Here is a 26,628-nt window from a genome sequence, read left to right as displayed (position 1 = left end):
CATTTGGCAATGCTCCGTGAATGCTCAAGCGTCGGTTGATTGCGTCATATGTCCTCGTGATGCTCGGCCAGTAGCTTGATCGCTGCCGCGCCGACCTTGCGCACCGCCTCTTCAACCTGCGGTGTCGGTTTGGCCGAGTAGTTCATGCGCAGGCAATTGCGGTACTTGCCCGAGGCGGAAAAAATGCTGCCGACAGCAATCTGTACGCCTTGGTCGTTCAGCGCTCGATTCAGTTTCAGCGTGTCGAAACCTTCCGGCAGTTCAACCCACAGCATGAAGCTGCCTTGCGGGCGGCTGGCACGGGTGCCGACGGGAAAGTAGCGGCTGACCCAGTCGAGCATCAAGTCGCGATTGCGCTGGTATTGCGTGCGCATCCGTCGCAAATGCGGTTCGAAGTGCCCGCCTTTGAGGAATTCGGCAATCGCAATTTGTGGCTGTGGAGCGGTGGAGCCGGTGCTGATGTATTTCATGTGCAGCACCCGCTCCAGATACCGGCCCGGCGCGACCCAGCCGATGCGCAGCCCCGGTGCCAGGGTCTTGGAAAACGAGCTGCAGAGCAGGACGCGGCCGTCTTCGTCGAAGGATTTGATCGTGCGGGGACGCGGGTAGGTGTAGGCCAGTTCGCCATACACATCGTCTTCGATGATTGCCACGTCGAAGCGCTGCGCCAGGGTCAGCAGTGCCCGTTTGCGTGCCTCCGGCATGATGTAGCCCAGCGGGTTGTTGCAGTTGGGGGTCAACTGTATGGCTTTGATTGGCCACTGTTCCAGCGCCAGTTCCAGCGCCTCGAGACTGATCCCGGTAATCGGGTCGGTGGGAATCTCCAGGGCTTTCATGCCCAGCCCTTTGAGGGTCTGCATGGCGCCGTGAAAGCTCGGCGAGTCGACGGCCACGATGTCGCCCGGCTCGCAGATCGCGCGAATGCTGGTGGACAGCGCTTCGTGGCAGCCGGTGGTGATCACCAGGTCGTTGGCGCTCAGTTGACAGCCGGAGTCGAGCATCAAGCGGGCAATCTGTTCGCGCAGTTCGAGGATTCCGTAGATGTTGTCGTAATACAGGCCGGGCATGTCCTGCCGTCGACTGATCCGCGCCAGCCCGCGCAGCAGAGGCTTCATGGTCGGCGTGGTGACGTCCGGCATGCCGCGACCGAGCTGCACGATGTCTTTGCGCGGGACGGCGCGAATCAGCTCCAGCACCTGATCCCACTGGGAAATATCCACCGGGCGCTGGGCTGGACGACCAACGACCGGCAATTCCGGCAACTCGCGCCCGGCCGGCACGAAGTAGCCGGATTTCGGCTTCGGCATTGCCAGCCCGCTGTCTTCCAGAACCCGATAGGCCTGCTGCACCGTGCTCAGGCTGACCCCGTGCTCGACGCTCAATGCCCGTACAGACGGCAGTCGATCGCCCGGACGGTAGAAGCCCTGTTCGATACGCGTGCCGAGCAATTCGGCGAGGTTGACGTAAAGAGTCATGGTGCAGCCTCGGTGAAGGGATTCAGGGGACCAGTACAGATGGGGCAAAAATACAGGATTCAGTCGCTAAAACGGCAAATCTGTATGGATGTAATACAGCTACTTTGAATCTGTAACGGTTTTACCACCCCGCGCATCATGGAATCTCTGGCGACCCAAGTAAACAGGAGCAATCAAAATGAACGGCTTGAGCGATGTGCGGCTGGCGTTACACAGTCAGGAACTGGAGGCTGGGGAGGATAAGGGCATGCTCGCGTCAACGATGCGCAACGCCCCGTCCGGTCTCGGTCGCTGGGGACTGTTCTGGCATCGTCTGCACACGCGCAAGGGTTTGCTTGAGCTTTCGCCCGAGCAGCTGCGCGATGTGGGGCTGAGTCGTGCAGAGGCGCGGGAGGAGGGGCTCAAACCCTTTTGGAGGCTTTGAGCTATTTGGCGCTCTTCCGGCCCAATCGCGGGCAAACCTTGCGTCTACAGGGATGGTATCCGTCGTGCTATCAACGCTGGACCTGTAGGAGGAAGGCTTGCCCGCGATGGCGTCCGTAGGGGCGCAAAGAATCTTTCAGACCAGCTCTTTCATCCGATACCACAACATCCCCAGCGCCAACAGCGGTGAACGCAGGTACTTCCCGCCCGGGAAGGTGGTGTGCGGCACTTTGGCGAACAGGTCGAAACCGCCGCCTTGCTGACCGCTGATGGCTTCGGCCAGCAGCTTGCCGGCCAGGTGGGTAGCGTTCAGCCCATGACCGGAATAGGCCTGGGCGTAATACACATTCGGCTGGTCCTTGAGCCGGCCGATCTGTGGCAGGCGGTTGGCGCCAATGCCGATCATCCCGCCCCATTGATAGTCGATCTTCACCCCGGCCAGTTGCGGGAAGACGTCGAGCATCTTCGGTCGCATATAGGCGGCGATGTCCGACGGGTCGCGACCGGAATAGTGGCAGGCGCCGCCGAACAGCAAGCGCCGATCCGCCGAGAGCCGGTAGTAGTCCAGCGCCACTCGCTGATCGCAGACCGCCATGTTCTGCGGCAGTAATGCGTGGGCCTGCGCTGCGCTCAAGGGTTCGGTGGCGATGATGTAACTGCCGGCGGGCAGCACTTTGCCGCTGAGCTCGGGGTTAAGGTTGTTGAGGTAGGCGTTGCAGCCCAGCACCAGGGTCTTGGCGCGGACCGTGCCTTGCGTGGTGTGGACCTTGACCTCGTTGCCATAGTCGATGCGGGTCACGGCCGATTGTTCGAACAGCTTCACGCCCAGTTGCTGCGCCGCAGCGGCTTCGCCCAAGGCCAGGTTCAACGGGTGCAGATGCCCGGAACCCATATCGATCAAGCCACCGACGTAGCGGTCGGAACCGACCACGCTGTGCATTTCATGGGCTTGCAGCAATCGGGTCTCATGGCGATAGCCGAGGCTGTGCAGTTCGGCCGCGTCTTCGGCGAAACCTTCAAGGTCGCGAGGTTTGTTGGCCAGGTCGCAGTAACCCCAGGTCAGGTCGCAGACGATCTGAAAATGCTCGACCCGTTGCCGGACGAGCTCCACCGCTTCCAGCCCCATGAGTTTCATCTGGCGGACGCCGTCCGTGCCGATCACCTCGGCAAACTGATCGAGGCCATGACCCACGCCGCGAATCAGCTGCCCGCCGTTGCGCCCACTGGCGCCCCAGCCGATCTTGCGCGCTTCGAGCAGCACCACGTTGAGGCCGCGTTCGGCCAACTCGATAGCAGTGTTCAGCCCGGAAAACCCGCCGCCCACCACGCACACGTCCGCCAGCAGTTCGCCTTTGAGCGCCGGATAATCGGGCTGCGGTAGGCTGCTGGCGGCGTAGTAAGACGCTGTATGCCGGTTGTTCGAGGCAGGCTGCTGAACACGGGCGTTCATGTGTGTCATCCGGGTTTCGAGTGTGTAGTAAATTTTACGGAGCATAAGCCGGGCCTTTCGGGCTGGGCAACACTGGTCGGCTAATGCTGTCTGGCGCGAGGCTTTTAGGGCAAAATCCCACCCCGTTCACTTTCCCGGTACTCGCTTCGATGAGCTGCAACAGTCAGAAAATCCGCGCTCTTCGCCAGCAAATCCCCTCGTTTGAGTGCGTGCCCGGCTGCCATGACTGCTGTGGCCCGGTGACTACATCGCCAGAAGAAATGTCGCGTCTGCCGCGTAAGACCAGGGCCGAGCAGGACGCTGCGATGGATGAGCTGAACTGTGTGCACCTGGGCCCCGATGGCTGCACGGTGTATGACGAGCGGCCGTTGATCTGTCGGCTGTTCGGCACCACGGCAACCCTGCCGTGCCCCAACGGTCGCCGCCCGGTGGAGTTGATTCATCCTCGGGTCGAGAAGCAGATCCATGAATACATGGCCAGCACCCGGCAGGTGTTGGTTTAAAAGATCGCAGCCTGCGCGCGTACACTCGTAAGAGCTGCCGAAGGCTGCGATCTTTTGAGCTTCAATCCGGAATCGGCAGGTTCAGGCTCTCTTTCACTTCTTCCATCACGATATAGCTCTTGGACTCACGCACGTGGGGCAATTTGAGCAGGATGTCGCCCAGCAGTTTGCGGTACGAGGCCATCTCGGAAATCCGCGCTTTCACCAGGTAGTCGAAATCCCCTGACACCAGGTGGCATTCCAGTACGTGCGGCAGTTTCAGCACGGCGCGTCGGAACTCTTCAAAGGTATCGCCAGACTTGTAGTCGAGGCTGATCTCGACGAATACCAGCAGGCTGCCCTTGAGGTGCTGCGGGTTAAGCCGGGCGTTGTAGCCCATGATGATCCCTTCGCGTTCCAGGCGTCGCACCCGCTCAGTGCAGGGCGTGGTCGACAGCCCGACTTTCTCCCCAAGCTCGGTAAACGAAATCCGCCCGTCTGCCTGAAGGATGCGCAGGATGTTACGGTCGATCTTGTCCAGCTCGCGTTTGGTCTGAGTATTGGTCCGCATAGGGGATGCGCCTCCGTAAAAAGCTATTTTGCCGAGAATTGTCGCCAAATATAGGTGCTTATATAGTGAAAAGCACTGGCCAATGTTTTTTACACTGCGCACATCTGTGATTTGAACAACAAACGTCAGCGGTAAGCCGCGATGAGGGATACGAAAATGCGCGTTCTGGTCTTGGGTAGCGGCGTCATCGGTACCGCCAGTGCCTACTATCTGGCTCGGGCCGGGTTTGAAGTAACGGTTGTTGACCGTCAGCCGGCTGCTGCCATGGAAACCAGTTTCGCCAACGCCGGCCAGGTCTCGCCGGGCTATGCCTCGCCGTGGGCCGCGCCGGGTGTGCCGCTCAAAGCTATCAAATGGCTGCTGCAACGCCATGCACCGCTGGCGATCAAGGCCACCGCCGATATCGACCAATACCTGTGGATGGCGCAGATGCTGCGCAACTGCACCGCCAGCCGTTATGCGGTGAACAAGGAGCGCATGGTCCGTCTGTCCGAGTACAGCCGTGACTGCCTCGATGAACTGCGTGCTGAAACCGGCATCGCCTACGAAGGCCGCACCCTGGGGACCACGCAACTGTTTCGCACTCAGGCGCAGCTGGATGGCGCGGCAAAAGACATCGCGGTCCTGAAAGAGTCCGGCGTGCCCTTTGAACTGCTCGACCGCGCCGGCATTGCCCGCGTCGAACCAGCGCTGGCCAGCGTGACCGATATCCTCGCCGGTGCTTTGCGCCTGCCGAACGACCAGACCGGCGACTGCCAGATCTTCACCTCGCGCCTGGCCGAAATGGCCGTGAAACTGGGCGTGGAATTCCGCTTTGACCAGGATATTCAGCGCCTCGACTACGCCGGAGACCGGATCAACGGCGTGTGGATCGACGGCAAGCTGGAAACCGCCGACCGCTACGTATTGGCGCTCGGCAGCTACTCGCCGAAGTTGCTCAAGCCGTTGGGCATCAAGGCCCCGGTGTACCCGCTCAAGGGTTACTCGCTGACCGTGCCGATCACAAATCCGGCGATGGCCCCGACGTCGACTATTCTCGACGAGACCTACAAGGTCGCGATCACCCGTTTCGACACCCGCATTCGTGTCGGCGGCATGGCTGAGATAGCCGGTTTTGACTTGTCGCTGAACCCGCGTCGACGCGAAACGCTGGAGATGATCGTCAACGATCTTTATCCTCAGGGCGGCGACCTGGCCGAGGCGAGTTTCTGGACCGGCCTGCGTCCGACCACACCGGACGGCACGCCGATTGTTGGCGCCACCCCGTTCAAGAACCTGTTCCTGAACACCGGTCACGGCACACTCGGTTGGACCATGGCGTGTGGCTCCGGCCGCTTGCTGGCTGACCTGATGGCGAAGAAAACGCCGCAAATCAGTGCCGAAGGTCTCGATATTTCCCGTTATGGCAACACCCCAAAGGAGTCTGAAAAGCATGTCAATCCAGCGCCAGCTCACCAATGAGCGCATGAGCCAGATCGTTGTCCACAACGGTACCGTGTATCTGGCAGGGCAAGTCGGCGACGACATGAATGCCGGGATTGAACAGCAGACTCGTGAAACCCTCGCCAACATCGAGCGTTTGCTGGATCTGGCCGGGACCGACAAGACCAAGCTGCTGTCGGTGACGATTTACCTGAAAGACATCGATGCCCATTTCGAGGGCATGAACAGTGTCTGGGACACTTGGTTGCCAAAGAATGTCGCGCCCGCCCGTGCGACAGTCGAAGCCAAGCTGTGCGAACCGGAAATCCTGGTTGAGCTGTCGGTAGTGGCTGCTCTGCCTTAAGCAACGATCCCTCTCCCGGTGCTGTTGGCGGTTCACGCCGTCAGTCAGCACCGGTTTTTTCTTCCTCATGACCGCCTAGAAGTCTGCCGCCATGCGTCCTGCCCGTGCCCTGATCGATCTTCAAGCCCTGCGTCATAACTATCAACTGGCCCGTGAAGTCTCGGGGGCGCGCGCCCTCGCGGTGATCAAGGCCGATGCCTATGGCCATGGCGCGGTGCGCTGTGCCCAGGCCCTGGAGGCCGAGGCGGACGGTTTCGCCGTGGCCTGTATCGAAGAAGCCCTGGAACTGCGCGCCGCCGGTATTCGTGCGCCGGTCCTTCTGCTCGAAGGCTTTTTCGAAGCCGATGAGCTGTCGCTGATCGTTGAGCATGATTTCTGGTGCGTGGTGCATTCGCTGTGGCAGCTTGAAGCGCTCGAGAAAGCCGCGTTGAGCAAGCCGATCACGGTCTGGCTCAAGCTGGATTCGGGCATGCACCGGGTCGGCCTGCATCCCGCGGATTATCAAGCGGCGTATCAACGTTTGCTGGCCAGCGGCAAGGTCTCGAAGATCGTGCTGATGAGTCACTTTGCGCGTGCCGATGAACTGCATAGCAGCAGCGCGGCGGAGCAGGTTGCGGTGTTTGAAGCGGCTCGCCAGGGCTTGTCGGCGCAGGTCAGCTTGTGTAACTCGCCGGCGGTGCTGGGCTGGCCGCAGGTGCCGAGCGACTGGGTTCGCCCAGGCATCATGCTCTATGGCGCGACACCTTTTGAAGAAGCCAATCCCGTGGCGGCACGCTTGCAGCCGGTGATGACCCTGGAATCGAAAGTCATCAGCGTGCGCGAACTGCCGGCCGGTGAACCGGTGGGTTATGGGGCGAAGTTCATCACCCAGAAGCCGATGCGCATCGGCGTGGTCGCCATGGGTTATGCCGACGGTTATCCGCGTCAGGCGCCTACCGGCACGCCGGTGTTGGTGGCCGGGCAGCGCAGTCAGCTGCTGGGACGGGTGTCGATGGACATGCTCTGCATCGATTTGACCGATGTGCCGCAGGCCGGCCTCGGTTCTACCGTCGAATTGTGGGGTAAAAATATCCTCGCCAGCGACGTCGCCATGGCTGCCGGGACCATTCCCTACCAGATCTTCTGCAACCTGCGGCGCGTGCCGCGGCTCTATTCCGGGAGCTGAGGCAGGCTGCCGAGACCAGAAGTCGCTTTGCTGAACGGGATTCAGACCCAAGTGTTGTAAATACTGAACGCTGTCGCCATGATAACGCTCACTATCCACACAATCTGAATCCTGGGAGGCTAATGCATTGGACGTCGGTGAACGACTGCAATCGATCCGTAAACTGAAAGGTCTATCCCAGCGAGAGCTCGCCAAGCGGGCAGGCGTTACCAATAGCACCATTTCTATGATCGAGAAAAACAGCGTCAGCCCTTCGATCAGTTCGCTGAGGAAGGTACTTGGCGGCATCCCCATGTCCATGGTCGAGTTCTTTTCCGAAGAAATTCTTCAGGAAAAACCGACGCAGATTGTCTACAAGGCCAATGAGCTGATCGATATCTCCGATGGCGCCGTGACCATGAAACTGGTCGGCAAGGCCCATCCGAGCCGTGCTATCGCGTTCCTCAACGAGATCTACCCGCCAGGCGCCGATACCGGTGAAGAGATGCTCACCCATGAGGGCGAGGAAACCGGGATTCTGCTCGAAGGTCGCCTTGAGCTGGTGGTCGGGCTCGAGACATTCGTGCTCGAGGCCGGTGACAGCTACTATTTCGAAAGCACCAAACCGCACCGTTTCCGAAATCCGTTCGATGCGCCAGCGCGACTAATCAGCGCAGCCACACCGGCGAATTTCTAAGAAAACAGGCGTCCGGCAAGGTTTTGCGAGTCGCCCCATGCTGTATTTCGCCACGACTTAATACCCCTTGGACTTTAGGGTTGTTTCAGTGTGGCGGGCTAACCGCTATACTTGCGCCCGCCTGCGAAACCGTGGCCGTGGGCGTGACTAGCCACCATTGAGGGTGTACGCGTGAATCTAATTATGAAAATGCTGGCCGCACCAGCAACCGTATTGGCCCTTTGGGCAGTCAGCGCACAAGCGTCGACCACTGACGATATCGCCAAACGCCTTGAGCCTGTCGGCCAGGTCTGTGTACAAGGTCAGGAGTGCAAGGGGATGGAAGTCGCCGCTTCAGTAGGCGGCGGTGCAGCGAAAACTCCCGATGAAATCATTGCCAAACATTGCAACGCTTGCCACGGCACGGGTCTGCTGGGCGCACCGAAAATCGGTGATGCTGCAGACTGGAAAAAACGCGCCGACAAAGAAGGCGGCACTGCTGCTGGCCTGGCGAAAGTAGCGCTGACAGGTCTCAATGCGATGCCGCCAAAAGGCACCTGCAGCGACTGCGAAGTGAAAGACCTTGAAGGCGCCATCCAGAAGATGTCCGGCCTGAAATAAGCCCCGTCTTCAGCGAAAAAGCCGCTTGCGAGCGGCTTTTTTGTACCTGGGATTTGACCTTGAGACTGGTCATCGCGATGAGGAAGCGGCAAGCTCGAACCGACCTCAATTCATGGACAGGTCGGGAGGGTCTGATGGTGCAGTCGGTATCAATCGAACAGGCAGTCGATGATGTGCTCGCACGTTTGCCAGCGCATATACACCTCGGCCTGCCGCTGGGGCTGGGAAAACCCAACCGCTTCGTCAACGCGCTCTATCAGCGCATCGCCCAGTTGCCCGAGCGGCATCTGACGGTCTACACCGCGTTGAGCCTGGGTCGTCCGTCATTGGGCGACGGCTTGCAGCGGCGCTTTCTGGAACCCTTCATCGAGCGAGTGTTTGGCGATTATCCCGAGCTGGATTTTCTCGCCGACCTGCACCGTGACAGCCTCCCGGCGAACATTCACATCGAGCAGTTCTTCATGCAGCCCGGCAGCTTGCTGCACAGCGCGTCGGCGCAGCAGGACTATGTCAGCAGCAACTACAGCCACGCCGCCCGGGACATCAATGCCGCCGGGTTGAACCTGGTGGCGCAATTGGTGGCCCATGATCCGCAGCAGCCGGAGCGACTAAGCCTGAGCTGCAACCCGGACATCACCCTCGACCTGTTGCCGATGATCGCCAAACGTCGTGCTGCCGGGGAAACCATCCTGCTGCTCGGCCAGGTTCATCGGGATCTGCCGTACATGCCGGGAGACTCGGAAGTCGGCCGTGAGGCGTTCGATTTGCTGATCGACGAGGAGGAGGGCAGCACGCTGTTTTCCACACCGAACATGCCGGTAGGCTTGCAGGATCACTTCATAGGCCTGCATGCCAGTACCCTGGTGCGGGACGGCGGAACCCTGCAAATCGGCATCGGAGCCATGGGCGATGCGCTGACCGCCGCGTTGCTCTCACGGCAGGCGGATAACGACGGCTACCGTGCGTTGTTGACGGACCTTGATGCGCATTACTGGGCGCCGCTGATTAGCCGTGAAGGTGGCGTGGAGCCTTTTGCCAAGGGGCTTTATGGTTGCAGCGAGATGTTCGTCAACGGTCTGCTGGCGTTGTCCGATGCCGGGATCGTGCGGCGCAAGGTTTATCCGAGCGTTGCCCTGCAACAGCACGCCAATGCCGGGACCCTGGATGAGTCGGCTCAAGTGGGCGGCATCTCGATACACGGTGGTTTTTTCCTTGGGCCGCGTAGTTTCTATCAGCGGTTGCGGGAATTACCCCACAGCAAGCTCGCTGAATTCAACATGACCGCCATCAGTTACATCAACGAGCTGTACGGCCAGGAAGAGCTCAAGCGCTTGCAGCGCCTGGATGCGCGTTTCATCAACAGCGCGTTCACCATGACCCTGCTCGGCGCCGGTGTTGCTGATCAGTTGGAAGGCGGTCAGGTGCTCAGCGGTGTCGGCGGACAATACAACTTCGTCGTCCAGGGCCATGCGCTGGAAGGCGCGCGCTCGATTCTGATCCTGCGCAGCTGGCGTGAGTCGGGCGGTGAAGTGAGCTCGAACATGGTCTGGGAATACGGCCATTGCACGATTCCACGGCACTTGCGTGACATTGTGATCACCGAATACGGCATCGCCGATTTACGCGGCAAGACCGACGCCAAGGTGATCGAAGCATTGCTCAACATCAGCGATTCACGCTTCCAGCCAGGCTTGATCGAACAGGCGCAGAAGGCCGGCAAACTGCCGAAGGATTTTCGCCTCGATCCGCGTTTCAGCGACAACAGCCCACAGCGCTTGCAGGCGATTGCTGCGCGGCACCCGCGGTTGTTTCCGGAGTATCCGTTGGGCAGTGATTTCAGCAGCGAAGAGCAGGATTTGTTGCGGGCGCTGAACTGGCTCAAGAGCAAGTTCAAACTCACCGAGATTCTGGAGCTGGGCAAGGCCGCGCTGGATGCGCCGGAACCTTCGGAGTACCCGGTTCATCTGGAGCGGATGCAGCTGACGACGCCTGAGGGCTTGAAGGAGGACTTGTATCAGCGGTTGCTACTGGCAGGCCTGAAGGCCACAACCCAAGCCTGATCGTTCCCACGCAGAGTGAGGGAACGATCATTGCCTGGGGTTATTCGATAAAGGTCACGACGCCGTCGGCCAGGGACTTGACCCGGGCCAGAGATTCGACGCGGTAGCCTTGCGCATCCAGCTCGGCGCGGCCGCCCTGGAACGATTTCTCGATCACGATACCCAGGCCGGCGACGGTGGCGCCGGCCTGTTTGATGATCGAGATCAGTGCCTGCGATGCCTTACCGTTGGCCAGGAAGTCGTCGATAATCAGCACGCGGTCGCTGCTGGTCAGATGACGTGGAGAAATGGCCACGGTGCTTTCGGTCTGCTTGGTGAACGAGTAAACGCTCGCCGACAGCAGGTTTTCAGTCAGGGTCAGGGACTGGTGCTTGCGGGCGAAGATCACCGGCACGCCGAGGTTCAGACCGGTCATGATCGCCGGAGCAATGCCCGACGCTTCGATGGTGACGATCTTGGTGATCCCCGAATCCTTGAACAGCGTGGCGAATTCGTCGCCGATCAGCTTCATCAATTGCGGGTCGATCTGGTGGTTCAGAAAGGCGTCGACTTTCAGGACCTGGTCGGAAAGCACGATGCCTTCTTCGCGAATTTTCTTGTGCAGTGCTTCCACAACAGCTTCCTCTGTTGGCGCTACAGGCGCCGAAAGTAGATTAAAAAGTAGCCGATTCTAGCGTTTTAACATCGCGCGTATATCCGCCAATGCGCTATTGCCTCGTACGGCTTTGACTTCGGTCGGGGTGTCGTCGTTGCCTTCCCACGCCAGATCGTCCGGCGGCAGTTCATCGAGGAAACGGCTCGGCGAGCAGTCGATGATTTCGCCGTACTGTTTGCGCTTGGCGGCAAAGGTGAACGCCAGGGTCTGACGTGCGCGGGTAATCCCGACGTAGGCCAAACGGCGTTCTTCTTCGATGGTGTCGGCTTCGATACTGGAGCGGTGCGGGAGGATTTCCTCTTCCATGCCCATGATGAACACGTAGGGGAATTCCAGGCCTTTGGAGGCGTGCAAGGTCATCATCTGCACGCCTTCGGCGCCGTCTTCCTCTTCCTGCTGGCGTTCGAGCATGTCGCGCAAGACCAGCTTGCCGATTGCGTCTTCGACGGTCATTTCGCCGTCTTCGTCTTTTTCCAGGGTGTTCTTCAGCGCCTCGATCAGGAACCAGACGTTACCCATGCGGTAGTCGGCGGCCTTGTCGCTGGAGCTGTTGGTGCGCAGCCAGTTCTCGTAGTCGATGTCCATGACCATGCTGCGCAGGGCGGAGATCGGGTCTTCGCCGGCACACTGCTCGCGCACGCGGTCCATGAAGCGCTTGAAGCGCGCCAGACGATCGGTGAAGCGGCTGTCCAGATGTTCGCCCAGGCCGATTTCATCGGTCGCGGCATACATCGAGATCTTGCGTTCGGTCGCGTAGTTACCGAGCTTCTCCAGCGTGGTCGAACCGATTTCCCGGCGTGGGACGTTGATCACCCGCAGGAAGGCGTTGTCGTCATCCGGGTTCACGATCAGGCGGAAGTAGGCCATCAGGTCTTTGACTTCCTGACGTCCGAAGAAGCTGTTGCCACCGGACAGTCGATAAGGGACCTGGTGGTGTTGCAGCTTCAGCTCGATCAGCTTGGCCTGGTAGTTACCGCGGTAGAGAATTGCGAAATCGCTGTACGGGCGGTCGGTGCGCAGGTGCAGGCTGAGGATTTCCACGGCCACGCGCTCGGCTTCGGCGTCTTCGTTGCGGCAGCGGATCACCCGGATCTCGTCGCCATGGCCCATCTCGCTCCACAGTTGTTTTTCAAACTCGTGGGGGTTGTTCGAGATCAGCACGTTGGCGCAGCGCAGGATGCGGCTGGTGGAGCGGTAGTTTTGCTCCAGCATCACCACTTTCAAGGACGGGTAGTCGTCCTTGAGCAGCATCAGGTTTTCTGGACGGGCGCCGCGCCAGGCGTAGATCGACTGGTCATCGTCGCCCACCACGGTGAACTGGTTGCGCGTGCCGATCAGCAATTTCACCAGCAGGTACTGGCTGGCGTTGGTGTCCTGGTATTCGTCCACCAGCAGGTAGCGGACTTTGTTCTGCCACTTTTCGAGGATGTCGGCGTGTTCCTGGAACAGCTTCACCGGCAACAGGATCAGGTCGTCGAAATCCACTGCGTTGAACGCCTTGAGCGTGCGCTGGTAGTGGGTGTAGACGATGGCGGCAGTCTGCTCCTTGGGGTTGCGGGCGTTTTCCAGGGCTTCGGGCGGCAGGATCAGGTCGTTCTTCCAGGCGCCGATCATGTTCTTGATCTCGTCGACGCCGTCGTCGCCCGAATATTCCTTTTGCATGATGTCGGTCATCAGGGCTTTGACGTCGGTCTCGTCGAAAATCGAGAAACCGGGTTTGTAGCCTAGCCGCACATGCTCCTTGCGGATGATGTTCAGCCCAAGGTTGTGGAACGTGCACACCGTCAGACCGCGTCCTTCACCACCCTTGAGCAATGTGCCGACCCGCTCCTTCATCTCGCGCGCGGCCTTGTTGGTAAAGGTCATGGCGACGATGTACTGGGCACGAATGCCACAGCTCTGGATCAGGTGGGCGATTTTGCGGGTGATGACACTGGTCTTGCCGGAGCCAGCACCGGCGAGCACCAAAAGAGGGCCGCCGACGTAGCTCACGGCTTCTTGCTGCCGGGGATTGAGTCGGGACATGACGGAAAAGGGAGTCGTTTGCGAAAAGGGCGGGCATTTTAACAGGATGCACAGATTCTGCTGCCTCTCTCCGACTTGTGACGTACCACGCTATCTAAATTTGCCGGTTTTGTTACTTTCCCGCAGGATGCGTGCTGAATTGGCGACTACTAATGTTCGATTCATCGCGGTACAACGGGCTGTTTGATAATCAATATCATTTGTCATTGTTTATCTGCGCGTCATAATGCCCGCCGCCAACATCTTTTGCAGAGTCTAGGGAGCTAGCTTGTCTACGCCTGTCGAACCCTTGCGTTTGCTGCTTCTGGCCGAAGAGCCAGCGTGGGCAGCGTTGTTACGCGAGTGTCTGGCTCCTATGGGGAGCTCGGCTGTGCTGATCAGTGCACCGACCTGGGAGTCGGTGAGCAGTCTATTTGCTGACAACCGCAGTGCTGTCCTGTTGACCATTCCCGCACTTCAACCGGAGCCAGGCCGTTGCAGCCTGCCGACGGTGCTGTTGCTCGAACATGAACCGTCCACCCCACCGGACGGTGTCAGCGACTGGCTGGTTCGCGATGCGCTGGATGTGGATACATTGCGCCGCAGCCTGCGCCATGTGCGTGAGCGCGGCGTGCTCGAAAACACCTTGCAGCGCCTCGCCGAGCAGGACCCGCTGACCGGGATTGCCAACCGCCAGGGGTTTCAGACCCTGCTGGCGGCGCGTCTGGCGGAAAACGACGGCCGTGGTCTGGCACTCGGGCACCTCGATCTCGACAACTTTCGACACGCCAACGACGCCCTCGGCCACCAGGCCGGCGACCGGCTGATCCTGCAAGTGGTCTCGCGGCTCAAGAGCCAGCTTGAGGCCGGCGATCAATTGGCGCGTCTGGGCAGCGACGAATTCGCCTTGCTCATCGACACCCGCCGCGCACCGCAACGCGCCGAGTGGATGGCCGAACGCATCACCGAAGTCATGGCCGAACCCTACTGGGTCGACGGCGAAAGCCTGTTGATCGGCTGCAGCCTGGGCATCGCCCACGCGCGCGCGCAGGCTGGCGCCGACCCGCTGATGTGGCACGCGCATATCGCCATGCAGCAGGCCAAAAGCACCCAAGGCTGCACCTTTCATATCTTCAATGAACGCATCAACCGCAACGCGCGCAGCCTCGCCGATCTTGAAAGCGAACTGCGCCGGGCCTTGCGCCGCGATGAGCTGGAACTGCATTACCAGCCACGGCTGAACCTAGACGACGGGCAAATTGTCGGCCTCGAGGCTCTGGTGCGCTGGCGTCATGGCGAGCGCGGGCTGCTGCCGCCGAGCGAGTTCGTGCCGCTGGCCGAGCAGAGCGGTTTGATCGTGCCGTTGGGGTACTGGGTAATTTCCCGTGCCTTGCGCGACATGCAGGCGTTGCGCGAACGCGGTCTGCCGCCGTTGCACATGGCGGTCAACCTGTCGTTCCGGCAGTTCCAGGACAGTCAGTTGCTGTCGACGTTGAGCCGGTTGATTGCCGAGCGCGGTGTCGAAGCGCAGTGGCTGGAATTCGAGCTGACGGAAACTGCAGTGATGCGCCGCAGCGATCTGGTCAAACAGACCATGGACGCTTTGGGGCGTCTGGGCGTGCGTTTCTCCCTGGACGATTTCGGCACCGGTTTTTCGTCATTCGTGCACCTCAACAGCCTGCCGATTGCCTTGTTGAAGATCGACAAAAGCTTTGTCGGTGGCATGGAGACGCGTGAGGAAAATCGCAAGCTGGTCCACGCGATGATCAACCTCGCCCACAACCTCAACCTGGAAGTGGTCGCCGAGGGCGTTGAAACCCTTGAACAGCTTGAGCTGCTGCGTGATTTTGGTTGTGATCAGGTGCAGGGTTACCTGATCAGCAAACCGTTGCCGCTGGCCGAGCTGGTTGAGTATCTGACGTTTGGCAGTAGCCAACAGGCTGTCCTGGCTTAACGAAACCCGTAGGAGCAAGGCTTGCCCGCGATGGGATCACTGCGGTGTATCTGATACAACGCGTGATATCTATCACGGGCAAGCCGTGCTCCTACGGGTTAATCAGGCTGGACGGTGCTGTACTGCACTGCCTGTTCCGGTTGTTCACGGCGGATCATTCGCTTCATCTTCCATTCAAACGCCAGCGTCAGGCTTACGGCCGAGCACGCCAGCCCCAGCGCCAGACCCCACCAGACGCCGGTCGGCCCCCAATGGAGGTGGAAAGCCATCAACCATGCAGCCGGAGCGCCGATCAGCCAATAGCAGGCGAGGCCGACCAGGAAGGTAGTCTTGGCGTCCTTCAAACCGCGAATACAGCCCATGGCGATGGTTTGCGTGCCGTCGAAAAACTCGAACCACGCCGCCACCATCAACAGGCTCACCGCAAGATTGATCACTTCGCGAAACGCCGGGTCGTTATGGTCCAGGAACAGTCCCACCAGTTGGTTCGGCAGCAGCCAGAAGACCATGGCAAACCCGAGCATCGCCGCGCCACCAACGGCAATCCCGACCCGTCCGGCCAAGCGCGCATCGAGCAACTGCCCGGCGCCGTAGTGCTGGCCGATGCGCATGGTGATCGCATATGAAAGCCCCGCCGGAATCATGAACGCCACCGAGACGATTTGCAGGGCGATCTGATGCGCCGCCAATTGCGTACTGCCCATGGTGCCCATGCACAACGCGGCAAACGCAAACAGACCGACCTCTACCGCGTAGGTGCCGCCAATCGGCAGGCCGAGACGCCATAGCTCGCGCAGGTACTGGCGATTGGGCCGTGACAGGCCCTTGCGCAGTGGGTACGCGGCGTAAGCCGGGTGCTGGCGGATATGCCAGGCCAGGCCCAGCGCCATGCAGTTGGCGACGATGGCGGTGACCAGGCCGATCCCCATCAAACCCATTTTCGGCAGGCCGAACATGCCGGTGATCAGCGCATAGTTGAGCAGGAAGTTGGCCACGGTCCCGACGAGGCTGATGACCATCACCGGCGTTGTCCGGCCAATGGCGCTGGTAAAACCGCGCAGGGCCATGAAGCTCAGGTAGCCGGGCAGGGCGAACGGCAGAATCAACAGGAACTGGCCGGCCGCATGCACGTTGCTTTCGGTCTGGCCGAACAGCAGCAACACCGGTTTGAGGTTCCACAGCAGCAGACCCGCCACCAGCGCCATCAACCACGCCAGCCAAAGCCCAGCCTGGGTCAGCCGCGTGGCGCCTTCAATGTCGCCGGCGCCCTGGCGGATCGCCACCAGCGTGCCGACCGCCGCGATCACGCCAATGCAGAAAATCGACACGAACGAATAGCTCGCCGCGCCCAGGCCGCCACCGGCCAAGGCTTCCGGGCTGAGCCGAGCCATCATCAAGGTATCGGTGAGGATCATCAGCATGTGCGCCAACTGCGAGGCAATCAGCGGCCCCGCTAGCCGCAGGATGGCCCAGAGTTCGGTACGTGCTGGATGCTGCATGATCATCACGCTCGTTTAGTCAGATAAATCGGGAAGGGTTGATTCTCGGCGCTCGCAAGCGTTTGCACAAAGGGATAAAAACGATTGCTGGCATGACTAAAACTCATGCTGGAGAGTTTCTGATAAGGTTCCGGGGTCGCGCTATAGGAGCTTTCCCAATGTCTCGTCGTCTTCCTCCGTTGTATGCCCTTCGCGCTTTCGAGGCCGCAGCGCGGCACAGTTCGTTTACCCGTGCTGCCGAAGAATTGTCGATCACCCAAAGCGCCGTCAGCCGACATGTGCGTACGCTGGAGGAGCATTTCGCCTGTCGGCTGTTTCAGCGTAGCGGGCGCAATTTGCAACTGACCGAGGCCGCGCGTTTGCTGCTGCCGGGTGTGCGTGAGGGCTTTGGTGCGCTGGAGCGGGCCTGCAATACCTTGCGCGCCGAAGATGACGTCTTGCGCATGAAAGCTCCTTCGACCCTGACCATGCGCTGGCTGCTGGCGCGACTCAGTCGCTTTCGGCATTTGCAACCGGGCAACGAGGTGCAACTGACCAGCGCCTGGATGGACGTCGACTCGGTGGACTTCAATCACGAACCGTTCGATTGTGCGGTGTTGTTGAGCAACGGGCATTTTCCACCGGACTGGGAGGCCAGTTACCTGTTCCCTGAACTGCTGATCCCGGTCGGCGCACCGAATCTGTTGAATGATCAACCATGGGATGTCGAGCGGCTGGCCAGTACTGAACTGCTTCACCCGACTCCTGATCGGCGTGACTGGCGCAGTTGGCTGGAGTGTATGGGCCTGTCGGAGCAGGTGTCGCTCAAGGGCGGGCAGGTGTTTGATACGCTGGAGCTGGGGATGATTGCCGCCGCCCGTGGTTACGGGGTGTCGATGGGTGACTTGCTGATGGTGGCCGAAGATGTGGCTCAGGGGCGTTTGAGTTTGCCGTGGCCGACTGCCGTGGCCAGCGGCCTGAATTATTACCTGGTCTGGCCGAAAACCCGCCCCGGCGGTGAACGTTTGCGCCGTCTCAGCGACTTCCTCCAGGGTGAGGTGCAGGCCATGGAATTGCCGGATGTCGAGCGCCTCGGCTGAATCGATGTAGCCACCGCCATGGCAGCCTTGAGCGATATCCTTGTGCATCGCTCAAGTATTTATCTACGCCGCCGAATCCCTGAAAGTGGGACCTTCGTTCTGAAAGGTTTCGCGCTTCCCCTATTACTGGATATTTTGCCGAGCCACGCGACGCGATCAGGATGATCCGGCTCCTCGGCCAGGAGCTGTCATGTCTCAACCTCGTGCCCGGATCGCCTCACAATTGGGGCTTGCCCTTGCCGTCATCCTCGCGGTCGTCATCAGTGGCAGCACGGTGTTCGCCCTGCGTTCGCTGGATTCTGCCAACCTCGACACGCGTGAAGAGCATCTGGCCAGTGAGGCGCGGTTGCTGGCCGACCAGTTGAGCACCTTCCACGGCACCCTGCGCGAAAGCACCCAGCGCCTGAGCGGGTTGTTTGAAAAGCGTTTCAGTGGCGGTTTGAGCGTGCACCCGGAGCAGCCGGTGACGGTAGCAGGCGTGCAGACTCCGGGCCTGCATCTGGGCAACGAAGTGTTGAACAACAACTTCGACAAGGTCGATGAGTTCAAGCAAATGACTGCCGGCGTGGCGACGTTGTTCGTGCGCAGTGGCGAGGACTTCATTCGGGTCAGCACCTCGTTGAGCAAGCAGGACGGCACCCGCGCCATCGGCACGCTGCTCGACCATGCGCACCCGGCCTATCAGCGGCTGATGGCGGGGCAGAGCTATGTCGGCCGGGCCTTGCTGTTCGATCGTTCCTACATGACGCAGTACACCCCCGTGAGCGACAGCAGCGGCAAGGTGATCGCGGTGTTGTTCGTGGGTTTCGATTACACCGATGCGCAGAGCGCGCAGTTCGACAACCTCAAGCGCTTCCGCATCGGCCAGAGCGGTTCACTGGCACTGCTCGATGAACAAAACAAATGGCTGGTGCCGCCGGCCGGCGTGCAGGCGCTGGATCAGGCGACTTCGACCATCGCCGGTTTGGCCAGGACACCGGGGCGGGGCGCGTTCTGGAGCGACAAGTCCGAAGACTTCTACAGCGTTGCCGTGCCATTCGAGGGCGGGCCATGGTCAGTAGTGGCGAGCATGCCGAAAAGCGAAATCCGTGCAGTGACCTGGAGCATCGGTATCCGCCTGGCCATTGGCAGCTTGCTGGCGATGCTGCTGGCGGTAGGCGCGGCAGTCTGGCTGTTGCGCAGCAAGCTGGCGCCGTTGGGTGATCTGGTGCGGCAGGCTGAAGCCTTGGGTGCGGGTGATCTGAGCGTGCGTTTGAACGTGTCGAGCCATGATGAAATCGGTCAATTGGCGCGCAGCTTCAATCAGATGAGCCAGGCTCTATCGACCATGGTCGAGCACATCCGCAAGGCCTCGGAAGAGGTCAACAGTCGCGCGCAGGCATTATCCGGGTTGTCCGGCGGTGCGTATGAAGGGATGGAACAGCAGTCCGGTGAAATCACCAGCATGGCCGGTGCCGTGGAAGAATTCAGTGCGACCTCGCTGAACATCGCTGACAACATGGGCAACACCGAGCGTCTGGCCCAGGAAAACGCCCAGCAGACGCGGATCGGTCGTACCTCGATGGAAGAAGCTTCTTCGTCCCTTGAGCAGATTGCCAGTGCTCTCAACAGCACGGCGACGGTGATCAACACCCTGGGTCAGCGCTCCCAGGAAATCGGCGGCATTGTCGGGGTGATTACCGCGATTGCCGATCAAACCAATTTACTGGCACTCAACGCCGCGATCGAGGCCGCGCGCGCCGGCGAACAGGGCCGTGGTTTTGCAGTGGTGGCAGACGAAGTGCGCAACCTGGCCTCGCGCACTCGCGAAGCGACTGACGAGATTTCCGGGATGATCCAAAGCATCCAGCAGGAAACCGGTAACGCCATCAGCACCATGGAGCAAGGCAAGCTGCTGATGCACGAAGGCCTGACGCGCAATGCCAATGTCGCGTCGGCGCTGGCGCTGATCGACGAACAAAGCCGCTCGGCCGGCCAGCAATTCGCTGCGATCACCACCGCCACCCAAGAGCAGAGCAGCACCGCGACCTTGCTCAGCAGCAACCTGCAAAGCATCGCCATGGCCAACAGCGAGCAGCGTGAAGTGGTGTCGAACCTGGCAATTACTGCCAGGGAGCTGGAAAACCTGGCGGCAGAGTTGCGGCATGAGGTTGACCGTTTTCGCTGAGGTCACCTCTGGAATCGCCATCGTTGGCAAGCCTGTTGTTGGCGATTGAACCCGTCGACTGAGTTTTGCTGGACTTATGCCGTTTTTAAGCTTGCTGAAACGTTTCATCAGCGCTATAAAAATCGCACAACTCCAAGAAAGGCTTTCACCATGACCCCGCTCAAACTTCTCGTCACCCTCGGCGCAATGACCGCTGCCTCCCACGTTATGGCTTGGGATTACGTGTTGCTCGACACCGACAAGGCTGCCCAGAACCAGCAAATCACCAGCCAGCAGCTCGGTGTGAAAACCGACAAACCGTTCTCCGTGACCCTGCGCACCCTGCACGGCGGTCGGCAGGAGGGCGTGAGCATCGTCGACATTGATAACGGCACGATGAAACTCTCGGTGGTGCCGACCCGCGGGATGAACGTCCTGCAGGCGTCGGTGGGTAATGTGCGTATGGGTTGGGATTCGCCGGTCAAGGACGTGGTCAATCCGTCCTTTATCGAACTCAACGGGCGTGGCGGACTGGGCTGGCTCGAAGGCTTCAATGAACTGGTCACCCGCTGCGGCTACGAATGGGTCGGCCACCCCGGCATGGACAACGGCGAACTGCTGACCCTGCATGGCCGCGCCGCGAACATTCCGGCCAGCAAGGTCACGCTGCACATTGATGAAAAACCGCCTTACGCCATCAGCCTGCGCGGTGAGTTGAAAGAGCAGGCGTTCAAGAAAGTCGACTTCTCGGTAATGACTGAACTGGTCACCGAACCCGGCAGCGTGCGCTTCGCCCTCAACGACACCCTGACCAACAACGGCGACTATCCGAAGGAATACCAGGCGCTCTACCACAGCAACTTCAGCACCCCGTTCCTGGAACAGGGCGCCCGTTTCGCTGCGCCGGTGAAACAGGTGTCACCGTTCAACGACAAGGCCAAGGGGGATTTGCCCGACTGGCAAACTTACCGCGCGCCGACCAAGGACTACGACGAAACCGTCTACAACGTCGTGCCGTATGCCGATGCCAAGGGCGACACGCTGACGGTGCTGCATAACAAGGCGGGCAGCCTTGGGGTCTCGGTTGGTTTCAATACCAAGCAATTGCCGGTGTTCTCCCTGTGGAAAAACACCGATACCCAAGGCCAGGGCTATGTCACGGGGCTGGAGCCGGGGACGAGTTTTTCCTACAACCGCCGGTATCAGCGGCCACTGAACCTGGTGCCGACGATTGCGGCCAAGGAGCAGAAGCAGTTCCAGATCAGCTACAGCTTGCTGGCGGATAAAACGGCTGTGGATAAAGCGTTGGCGCAGGTGAGTGAGATTCAGGGTGGGCGGGAGACTGAGGTAAGGCAAACACCGTTAGTGGATCTCACCAAGGAATAACTTCGACTAGTGCGTGGTCGGTCGATACTGCAACGCTTCGGCCAGATGCTCGCGGGTGATGCCATCGACTTGTTCAAGGTCCGCCAGGGTGCGCGCCACCTTGAGCAGTCGGTGTGCCGCTCGTAGCGACAAGGTCAATCGTTCGCACGCGGTTTCCAACCAGGTTTCGTCGGCTGTGGATAACTTGCAGTGTCGGCGCAGGCCCGGCAAATCGAGGAAGGCATTGGCGCAGCCCTGGCGTTTGTGTTGCCGCTCCCTTGCGTCCGCGACCCGGGCGGCGGCGGTTACTGTGTCATCGCCAGGTTTTAACGCGGGATTCAACGCCGTGACTTCGCGGGCAACCGTCAGATGCAGATCAATTCGGTCCAACAGCGGCCCCGACAGTTTGTTGCGATAACGCTGGATCTGGTCCGGTGAGCAGCAACAGCGGCCGCTTGGCTCGCCAAGATATCCACAGGGGCACGGATTCATGGCGGCCACCAGTTGAAAGCGCGCGGGAAAACGTACGCGGTCACGGGCTCGGGAAATCACGATGCAGCCCGACTCCAGCGGCTCTCTCAGCACCTCCAGCACCTTGCGATCAAACTCCGGCAGCTCATCGAGGAACAGGACACCGTGGTGGGCGAGGGTGATTTCACCGGGCTGCGGTTTCGAGCCACCGCCCACCAGCGCCGGGCCGGACGCCGAATGGTGTGGTTGGCGGAACGGTCTTTGTGGCCAATGGCTCAACGGCATACAACTGGTGACCGATTGAATCGCCGCGACTTCCAGCGCTTCGCTCTCGGCCAGTGGCGGCAGCAGCCCGGGCAAACGACTCGCCAGCAGGGTTTTCCCCGTCCCCGGTGGCCCGCTGAACAGCAGGTTATGAGCCCCCGCAGCCGCAATCAGCAATGCACGTTTGGCCGCGATCTGGCCCTGCACTTCATTCAAGTCCGGATACGGTTTGCTGGCGTAGAGCAAACCATTGGACACAAACGGTTCTACGGGTGTGTGACCATTGAAGTGCGCGACCGCCTCCAGCAGATGATCCACCGCAATGACCTTCAGTCCTGACGCCAGGCACGCTTCCTCGGCATTTGCCCGCGGCACCATCAGCGATCGTCCAGCCTTGCGCGCCGCCAGTGCCGCCGGCAACACACCACGAACCGCCCGCACTTCGCCTGACAGCGCCAACTCACCCAGACACTCGACGTCATCCAGCGTCAAAGTCGGCACCTGCACACTGGCAGCCAGAATCCCCAAGGCGATCGCCAGATCGAAGCGCCCGCCGTCCTTCGGTAAATCGGCCGGGGCGAGATTCAAGGTGATACGTCGTGCCGGAAATTGCAGCCCGGAATTGATGATCGCACTGCGCACCCGATCCTTGCTTTCCTTCACCGCTGCTTCCGGCAACCCCACCATCGTCAGCGATGGCAGGCCGTTGGCCAAATGGACTTCTACGGTAACGGCGGGCGCTTCCACACCGATCTGGGCGCGGCTGTGGACGATGGCCAGAGACATGATCATTCCTTGAGCTTGCGAGAACCGCTTCCTGCGGTTTTTTGAAGGGTAGTTGCGGCGTAGTGGTTTAGCGCGGCGGCTGAGGAGCGAAACCTTCGCAGGATGTTGCGGATGTCGATGTATAGAGTGCGAGAACGAAAAAAACCGCCATTTAGACTGATGCCTGTCAGTTAAGCCGTAACGCGATCGGTAGCAGCTGCCGAAGGCTGCGTTCGGCTGCGAAGCAGTCGTAAAATCTCGCTATGCGGTCTTTCAGATTAACCGTGCAAGCAGGATCTACGAGTGCTGCACACTCGAACGCAGCCTTCGGCAGCTGCTACAGGTCTTACGCCGCGCCCTGAATCTCGTAACTGACTGGCATTAGCCATTTAGGCGGCGAGCCACCCAGATGTTCATTAAAGCGACTGAAGCACTCGTGAAGCCCGCTTCCACCACGGTGCATTGACTGTATGTCGTGGTTGCTCCCCCTCCGGCAACAAGTGTGGAACATCCTGCAACCGGATCCACGGCTGGTTGTTCCAGTGCAGCAAACTTAGCGACATTTCCGGCCAGTTCAGCAGGCTTAGTATCGGACGTTCGGCTGTGGTGGGTTGCTGGGCGTCTCTAAGGGCTGGAACCACGTCGTGGGTCAGCCATTCGCGCAGGCCCCGGTATTCGGGGCAGTAGTGATAAACCAGCAGCGCGTAAACGCCTGATTCGCTGATCAGCAGCGTATGCTCGATGCAGCCGTGGATGTGCATTGTCACGGTTTGGTATTGATCGGGGTCGAGTTTGCGTAGCGCGCGTTCGTCGAGGAACAGCCGAAGCAATCGACCGAGGTCGCGGGCACTGAACCAAGGCTGGTTTTCCAGCAGCAGGGCGTGGAGGTGGAGTTTGTGGCGGGTGAAGACGTGAGGGATCAGGTAGGCGTCATTGCTATTCATCGATGCAGCTCCTTTTGCTTAAGGGGCTGCCAGTAATCGTCGCCAAACGATTAGGTGGCAGCTGTACGCGGGTTGGCGAACCGGAGCAAAAGGAACCCGGCAGACCCGAAGATCTCCCACGCACAGCCGCCATGACTCGAGTCGACGGACAAAAAGAGCCCGCCATCGGATGGTCGTCGTGCACCTTGAGCTTTCCAGGTCGCCAAACCCAGTGCTGAATATTCAGCTGAGGTGAGCTTAGAAACCGGGGCTGTGCGGCGCAATCGGAAAGCGGTGGTGTTTTTGTAGGACTCAGCCTGGAAGTAGAGCTGAATCCTAATTGCTGGAAGGTCGTTCCGACCTTATCGCGGGCAAGCCACGCACCCACAGGGGATTTGTGGGGTCATTCAGTCGGTGGATTCAGCTTGGCTTCCAGCTCGGCGACTTTTGCCTCAAGGCTCTCAAGGCGTGCCCGGGTGCGTGCCAGGACGACCATCTGACTGTCGAATTCTTCCCGGCTCACTAGATCAAGCTTGCTGAAGCCGCTTTGCAGCAGGGCTTTGAACTGGCTTTCGATTTCGCTTTTTGGCAGCGGGGTTTCGCCGCTGAACAGGCGGGAGGCGGTGCCGCTCAGGGCATCGAGGAAGTCTTTGGGTGCGAGCATGAGAAACGTCCTGGAAACAATGGCCGGCAGTGTATCACGCAGTGTCTATAGTCATTGGCGCGGGCACGAATGCACGCTTTTCGCGCATGTTGCCGGGCGTTCGCGCACTGTTGTTGTGCGTATCGCCGGCGGTGATGGGGCATTGGTGCCTGTGGCAGCGGCCAAGGGATTGAAATCAGTAGGTTTTCACGAGATGGCAAGCTTTCTGCTTAGTCCCTTGTGACCCATGCACTGATGCAGTCGCTGTGACGAATGCAGTGCGACAGGCGGAGCGGGGAGTTTCGTCAGGAACGGTTAACTGGCGTCGGTCGGGCGAGTAGGGCCGACGATGCGTTACAAAGCCAGGCACTGCGCTTAGACTTGAGTCGGGTTTGTTTTCCTGGGGCAAGTCCACCAATTCGGGAGAGAGTTTTCATGAAGCTAGTCACTGCCATCATCAAGCCGTTCAAACTGGACGATGTACGCGAGTCGTTGTCCGAGATCGGCGTGCAGGGCATTACCGTCACTGAGGTCAAAGGCTTCGGTCGGCAGAAGGGGCATACCGAGCTGTATCGCGGGGCGGAATACGTGGTCGATTTCCTGCCCAAGGTGAAGATCGATGTCGCCATTGACGACAAGGATCTGGACCGGGTTATCGAGGCGATAACCAAGGCGGCCAACACCGGCAAGATTGGTGACGGCAAGATTTTCGTGGTCAATCTGGAACAGGCTATTCGCATCCGTACCGGCGAAACCGATACCGACGCAATCTAAGCCGCCAAACCCAACGCCCCAGGAGAAAACAAAATGACTCTGCGTAAATTCGCAGGGCTAGGAGCCCTGTTGTCCATCGTAATGCCCGGCCTGGCCATGGCGGCAGATCCGGTGGCTCCTCCAGTCCTCAATTCCGGCGATACCGCCTGGATGTTGACCTCTACTGCCCTCGTGCTGTTCATGACCATTCCAGGCCTCGCGCTGTTCTACGGCGGCATGGTTCGTTCCAAAAACGTTCTCTCATTGATGATGCAGTGCTTCGCCATTACCGGCCTGGTCACCATCCTGTGGTTCCTCTATGGCTATAGCATGGCGTTTGACACCACGGGTATGGAAGCCAACGTCGTCAACCTCAATTCCTTTGTCGGCAGCTTCGCCAAGGCTTTCCTTGCCGGCATCACGCCCGCCAGTATTACTGGTCCTACAGCGCTGTTCCCCGAGGCGGTGTTTGTCACCTATCAGATGACCTTCGCCATCATCACCCCGGCGCTGATCGTCGGTGCATTCGCCGAGCGGATGAAGTTCTCCGCGATGCTGGTGTTCATGGGCATCTGGTTCACCGTGGTTTACGCGCCGATTGCGCACATGGTCTGGAGCGGTCCGGGCTCGCTGTTGGGCGACTGGGGCGTGCTCGACTTCGCGGGCGGCACCGTGGTCCACATCAACGCCGGTGTTGCAGGTCTGGTGGCGTGCCTGGTACTGGGTAAGCGCAAAGGCTTCCCGACCACTCCGATGGCTCCGCACAACCTCGGTTACACCCTGATGGGCGCCGCGATGTTGTGGGTGGGCTGGTTCGGTTTCAACGCAGGTTCCGCCGCAGCGGCCAATGGCACTGCCGGTATGGCCATGCTGGTAACTCAGATTGCTACCGCCGCAGCGGCCCTGGGCTGGATGTTCGCCGAGTGGCTGACCCACGGCAAACCTAGCGCGCTGGGTATCGCTTCGGGCGTGGTTGCCGGTCTGGTTGCGATCACTCCGGCTGCGGGTACCGTTGGCCCGATGGGCTCGATGATCATCGGTCTGGCAGCGGGCGTGGTGTGCTTCTTCTGCGCCACGACCCTGAAACGCAAACTGGGTTACGACGACTCCCTCGACGCCTTCGGCGTGCACGGCATCGGCGGTATCCTCGGCGCGATCCTCACGGGTGTATTCGCGGCTCCGTCACTGGGTGGCTTCGGCACCGTGACCGACATCGCGGCACAAGTCTGGATTCAGTGCAAAGGCGTGGGTTTCACGGTGATCTACACCGCGATCGCCACGTTCATCATCCTCAAGGTGCTCGACGCCGTCATGGGGCTGCGCATTACCGAGGAAGAAGAGTCGGTGGGCATCGATCTGGCGCTTCACAACGAGCGCGGCTACAACATGTAAGCAAGCGCATAAAAATTTGCCCGGCTT

The 26,628-nt window shown here is 60.0% G+C and carries 23 protein-coding genes; 14 read left to right on the top strand and 9 right to left on the bottom strand.

Annotated elements, in window-relative coordinates; all coding sequences use genetic code 11:
• Nucleotides 1-44: 44 nt before the first annotated feature.
• Nucleotides 45-1,475, bottom strand: a complete 1,431-nt coding sequence (locus AO353_RS09180; RefSeq protein WP_054594639.1) for a PLP-dependent aminotransferase family protein — start codon at nucleotides 1,473-1,475, stop codon at nucleotides 45-47.
• Nucleotides 1,476-1,653: 178 nt separating this feature from the next.
• Here AO353_RS09180 and AO353_RS09175 point away from each other — a divergent pair, with 178 nt between their 5' ends.
• Nucleotides 1,654-1,899, top strand: a complete 246-nt coding sequence (locus AO353_RS09175) for a DUF1127 domain-containing protein (RefSeq protein WP_054594638.1) — start codon at nucleotides 1,654-1,656, stop codon at nucleotides 1,897-1,899.
• Between the two features lie 135 nt (nucleotides 1,900-2,034).
• Here the strand turns inward: AO353_RS09175 and AO353_RS09170 are convergent, their stop codons facing one another.
• Entirely contained in the window at nucleotides 2,035-3,348 is a 1,314-nt protein-coding gene (locus tag AO353_RS09170) for an NAD(P)/FAD-dependent oxidoreductase (RefSeq protein ID WP_054594637.1), read from the bottom strand.
• A gap of 149 nt (nucleotides 3,349-3,497) precedes the next feature.
• On the opposite strand from AO353_RS09170, the gene AO353_RS09165 reads away from it, so the two are divergent.
• A complete protein-coding gene (locus tag AO353_RS09165) occupies nucleotides 3,498-3,851 on the top strand; it encodes a YkgJ family cysteine cluster protein (protein ID WP_054594636.1) in 354 nt (117 codons plus the stop codon).
• 61 nt (nucleotides 3,852-3,912) lie between these two features.
• Here AO353_RS09165 and AO353_RS09160 read toward each other — a convergent pair whose 3' ends face one another.
• Nucleotides 3,913-4,401, bottom strand: a complete 489-nt coding sequence (locus tag AO353_RS09160; protein ID WP_003206849.1) for an Lrp/AsnC ligand binding domain-containing protein — start codon at nucleotides 4,399-4,401, stop codon at nucleotides 3,913-3,915.
• 156 nt (nucleotides 4,402-4,557) lie between these two features.
• Between AO353_RS09160 and dadA the strand changes: the two genes are divergently transcribed.
• The 6 genes from dadA (at nucleotide 4,558) to AO353_RS09130 (ending at nucleotide 10,688) form a co-directional block, all read left to right on the top strand.
• Nucleotides 4,558-5,862, top strand: coding sequence for a D-amino acid dehydrogenase (gene dadA, locus AO353_RS09155; RefSeq protein ID WP_054594635.1), 1,305 nt, complete (start codon nucleotides 4,558-4,560; stop codon nucleotides 5,860-5,862).
• A complete protein-coding gene (locus AO353_RS09150; RefSeq protein WP_054594634.1) occupies nucleotides 5,834-6,187 on the top strand; it encodes a RidA family protein in 354 nt (117 codons plus the stop codon). The genes dadA and AO353_RS09150 overlap by 29 nt, the downstream gene beginning before the upstream one ends.
• Before the next feature lie 91 nt (nucleotides 6,188-6,278).
• Entirely contained in the window at nucleotides 6,279-7,352 is a 1,074-nt protein-coding gene (gene alr / locus AO353_RS09145) for an alanine racemase (protein WP_054594633.1), read from the top strand.
• A 127-nt stretch (nucleotides 7,353-7,479) separates the two neighbouring features.
• Entirely contained in the window at nucleotides 7,480-8,028 is a 549-nt protein-coding gene (locus AO353_RS09140; RefSeq protein ID WP_019694258.1) for a cupin domain-containing protein, read from the top strand.
• A 183-nt stretch (nucleotides 8,029-8,211) separates the two neighbouring features.
• Complete coding sequence (locus AO353_RS09135; protein WP_019694257.1) at nucleotides 8,212-8,628, top strand: c-type cytochrome; 417 nt, start codon at nucleotides 8,212-8,214, stop codon at nucleotides 8,626-8,628.
• 134 nt (nucleotides 8,629-8,762) lie between these two features.
• Nucleotides 8,763-10,688: an acetyl-CoA hydrolase/transferase C-terminal domain-containing protein gene (locus tag AO353_RS09130; RefSeq protein WP_054594632.1), complete on the top strand. Its 1,926-nt coding sequence runs from the start codon at nucleotides 8,763-8,765 to the stop codon at nucleotides 10,686-10,688.
• A gap of 40 nt (nucleotides 10,689-10,728) precedes the next feature.
• On the opposite strand, the gene AO353_RS09125 is transcribed toward AO353_RS09130, so the two are convergent.
• On the bottom strand, nucleotides 10,729-11,301 hold the full coding sequence (locus AO353_RS09125; RefSeq protein WP_054594631.1) for a xanthine phosphoribosyltransferase: 573 nt from the start codon (nucleotides 11,299-11,301) through the stop codon (nucleotides 10,729-10,731).
• A gap of 57 nt (nucleotides 11,302-11,358) precedes the next feature.
• Nucleotides 11,359-13,368 (bottom strand): DNA helicase Rep, encoded by a 2,010-nt coding sequence (rep, locus tag AO353_RS09120; RefSeq protein ID WP_054594630.1) that lies wholly within the window; start codon nucleotides 13,366-13,368, stop codon nucleotides 11,359-11,361.
• 268 nt (nucleotides 13,369-13,636) lie between these two features.
• On the opposite strand from rep, the gene AO353_RS09115 reads away from it, so the two are divergent.
• The gene (locus tag AO353_RS09115; protein ID WP_054594629.1) at nucleotides 13,637-15,301 is read left to right on the top strand and encodes a putative bifunctional diguanylate cyclase/phosphodiesterase; all 1,665 of its coding nucleotides are present in this window, start codon (nucleotides 13,637-13,639) and stop codon (nucleotides 15,299-15,301) included.
• 98 nt (nucleotides 15,302-15,399) lie between these two features.
• On the opposite strand, the gene AO353_RS09110 is transcribed toward AO353_RS09115, so the two are convergent.
• Nucleotides 15,400-16,800 (bottom strand): NorM family multidrug efflux MATE transporter, encoded by a 1,401-nt coding sequence (locus tag AO353_RS09110; RefSeq protein WP_173860007.1) that lies wholly within the window; start codon nucleotides 16,798-16,800, stop codon nucleotides 15,400-15,402.
• A gap of 158 nt (nucleotides 16,801-16,958) precedes the next feature.
• Between AO353_RS09110 and AO353_RS09105 the strand changes: the two genes are divergently transcribed.
• The 3 genes from AO353_RS09105 to AO353_RS09095 all read left to right on the top strand — a co-directional run bounded on the left by AO353_RS09105 (nucleotide 16,959) and on the right by AO353_RS09095 (nucleotide 21,411).
• The gene (locus AO353_RS09105) at nucleotides 16,959-17,879 is read left to right on the top strand and encodes a LysR substrate-binding domain-containing protein (protein WP_054594627.1); all 921 of its coding nucleotides are present in this window, start codon (nucleotides 16,959-16,961) and stop codon (nucleotides 17,877-17,879) included.
• 190 nt (nucleotides 17,880-18,069) lie between these two features.
• Nucleotides 18,070-20,046 (top strand): methyl-accepting chemotaxis protein, encoded by a 1,977-nt coding sequence (locus AO353_RS09100; RefSeq protein WP_054594626.1) that lies wholly within the window; start codon nucleotides 18,070-18,072, stop codon nucleotides 20,044-20,046.
• A 150-nt stretch (nucleotides 20,047-20,196) separates the two neighbouring features.
• On the top strand, nucleotides 20,197-21,411 hold the full coding sequence (locus AO353_RS09095) for an aldose 1-epimerase family protein (RefSeq protein ID WP_054594625.1): 1,215 nt from the start codon (nucleotides 20,197-20,199) through the stop codon (nucleotides 21,409-21,411).
• A 6-nt stretch (nucleotides 21,412-21,417) separates the two neighbouring features.
• On the opposite strand, the gene AO353_RS09090 is transcribed toward AO353_RS09095, so the two are convergent.
• From AO353_RS09090 to AO353_RS09080, 3 genes are all read right to left on the bottom strand, one after another.
• Nucleotides 21,418-22,911 (bottom strand): YifB family Mg chelatase-like AAA ATPase, encoded by a 1,494-nt coding sequence (locus tag AO353_RS09090; RefSeq protein ID WP_054594624.1) that lies wholly within the window; start codon nucleotides 22,909-22,911, stop codon nucleotides 21,418-21,420.
• 395 nt (nucleotides 22,912-23,306) lie between these two features.
• Nucleotides 23,307-23,834, bottom strand: a complete 528-nt coding sequence (locus AO353_RS09085; RefSeq protein WP_054594623.1) for a Bro-N domain-containing protein — start codon at nucleotides 23,832-23,834, stop codon at nucleotides 23,307-23,309.
• Nucleotides 23,835-24,216: 382 nt separating this feature from the next.
• Nucleotides 24,217-24,477: an accessory factor UbiK family protein gene (locus AO353_RS09080; protein WP_054048512.1), complete on the bottom strand. Its 261-nt coding sequence runs from the start codon at nucleotides 24,475-24,477 to the stop codon at nucleotides 24,217-24,219.
• A gap of 414 nt (nucleotides 24,478-24,891) precedes the next feature.
• Between AO353_RS09080 and glnK the strand changes: the two genes are divergently transcribed.
• Both glnK and AO353_RS09070 read left to right on the top strand, forming a co-directional pair.
• A complete protein-coding gene (gene glnK, locus AO353_RS09075) occupies nucleotides 24,892-25,230 on the top strand; it encodes a P-II family nitrogen regulator (protein ID WP_002555808.1) in 339 nt (112 codons plus the stop codon).
• Nucleotides 25,231-25,263: 33 nt separating this feature from the next.
• Nucleotides 25,264-26,601: an ammonium transporter gene (locus tag AO353_RS09070; RefSeq protein ID WP_054594622.1), complete on the top strand. Its 1,338-nt coding sequence runs from the start codon at nucleotides 25,264-25,266 to the stop codon at nucleotides 26,599-26,601.
• The last annotated feature ends 27 nt before the right edge of the window (nucleotides 26,602-26,628 follow it).

Source organism: Pseudomonas fluorescens (genome assembly GCF_001307155.1).
In the GTDB taxonomy this organism is placed as follows: domain Bacteria; phylum Pseudomonadota; class Gammaproteobacteria; order Pseudomonadales; family Pseudomonadaceae; genus Aquipseudomonas; species Aquipseudomonas helvetica.
The sequence above is the reverse complement of the archived record's forward strand: the minus strand, read 5'-3'. Positions and strand labels throughout refer to the sequence as shown.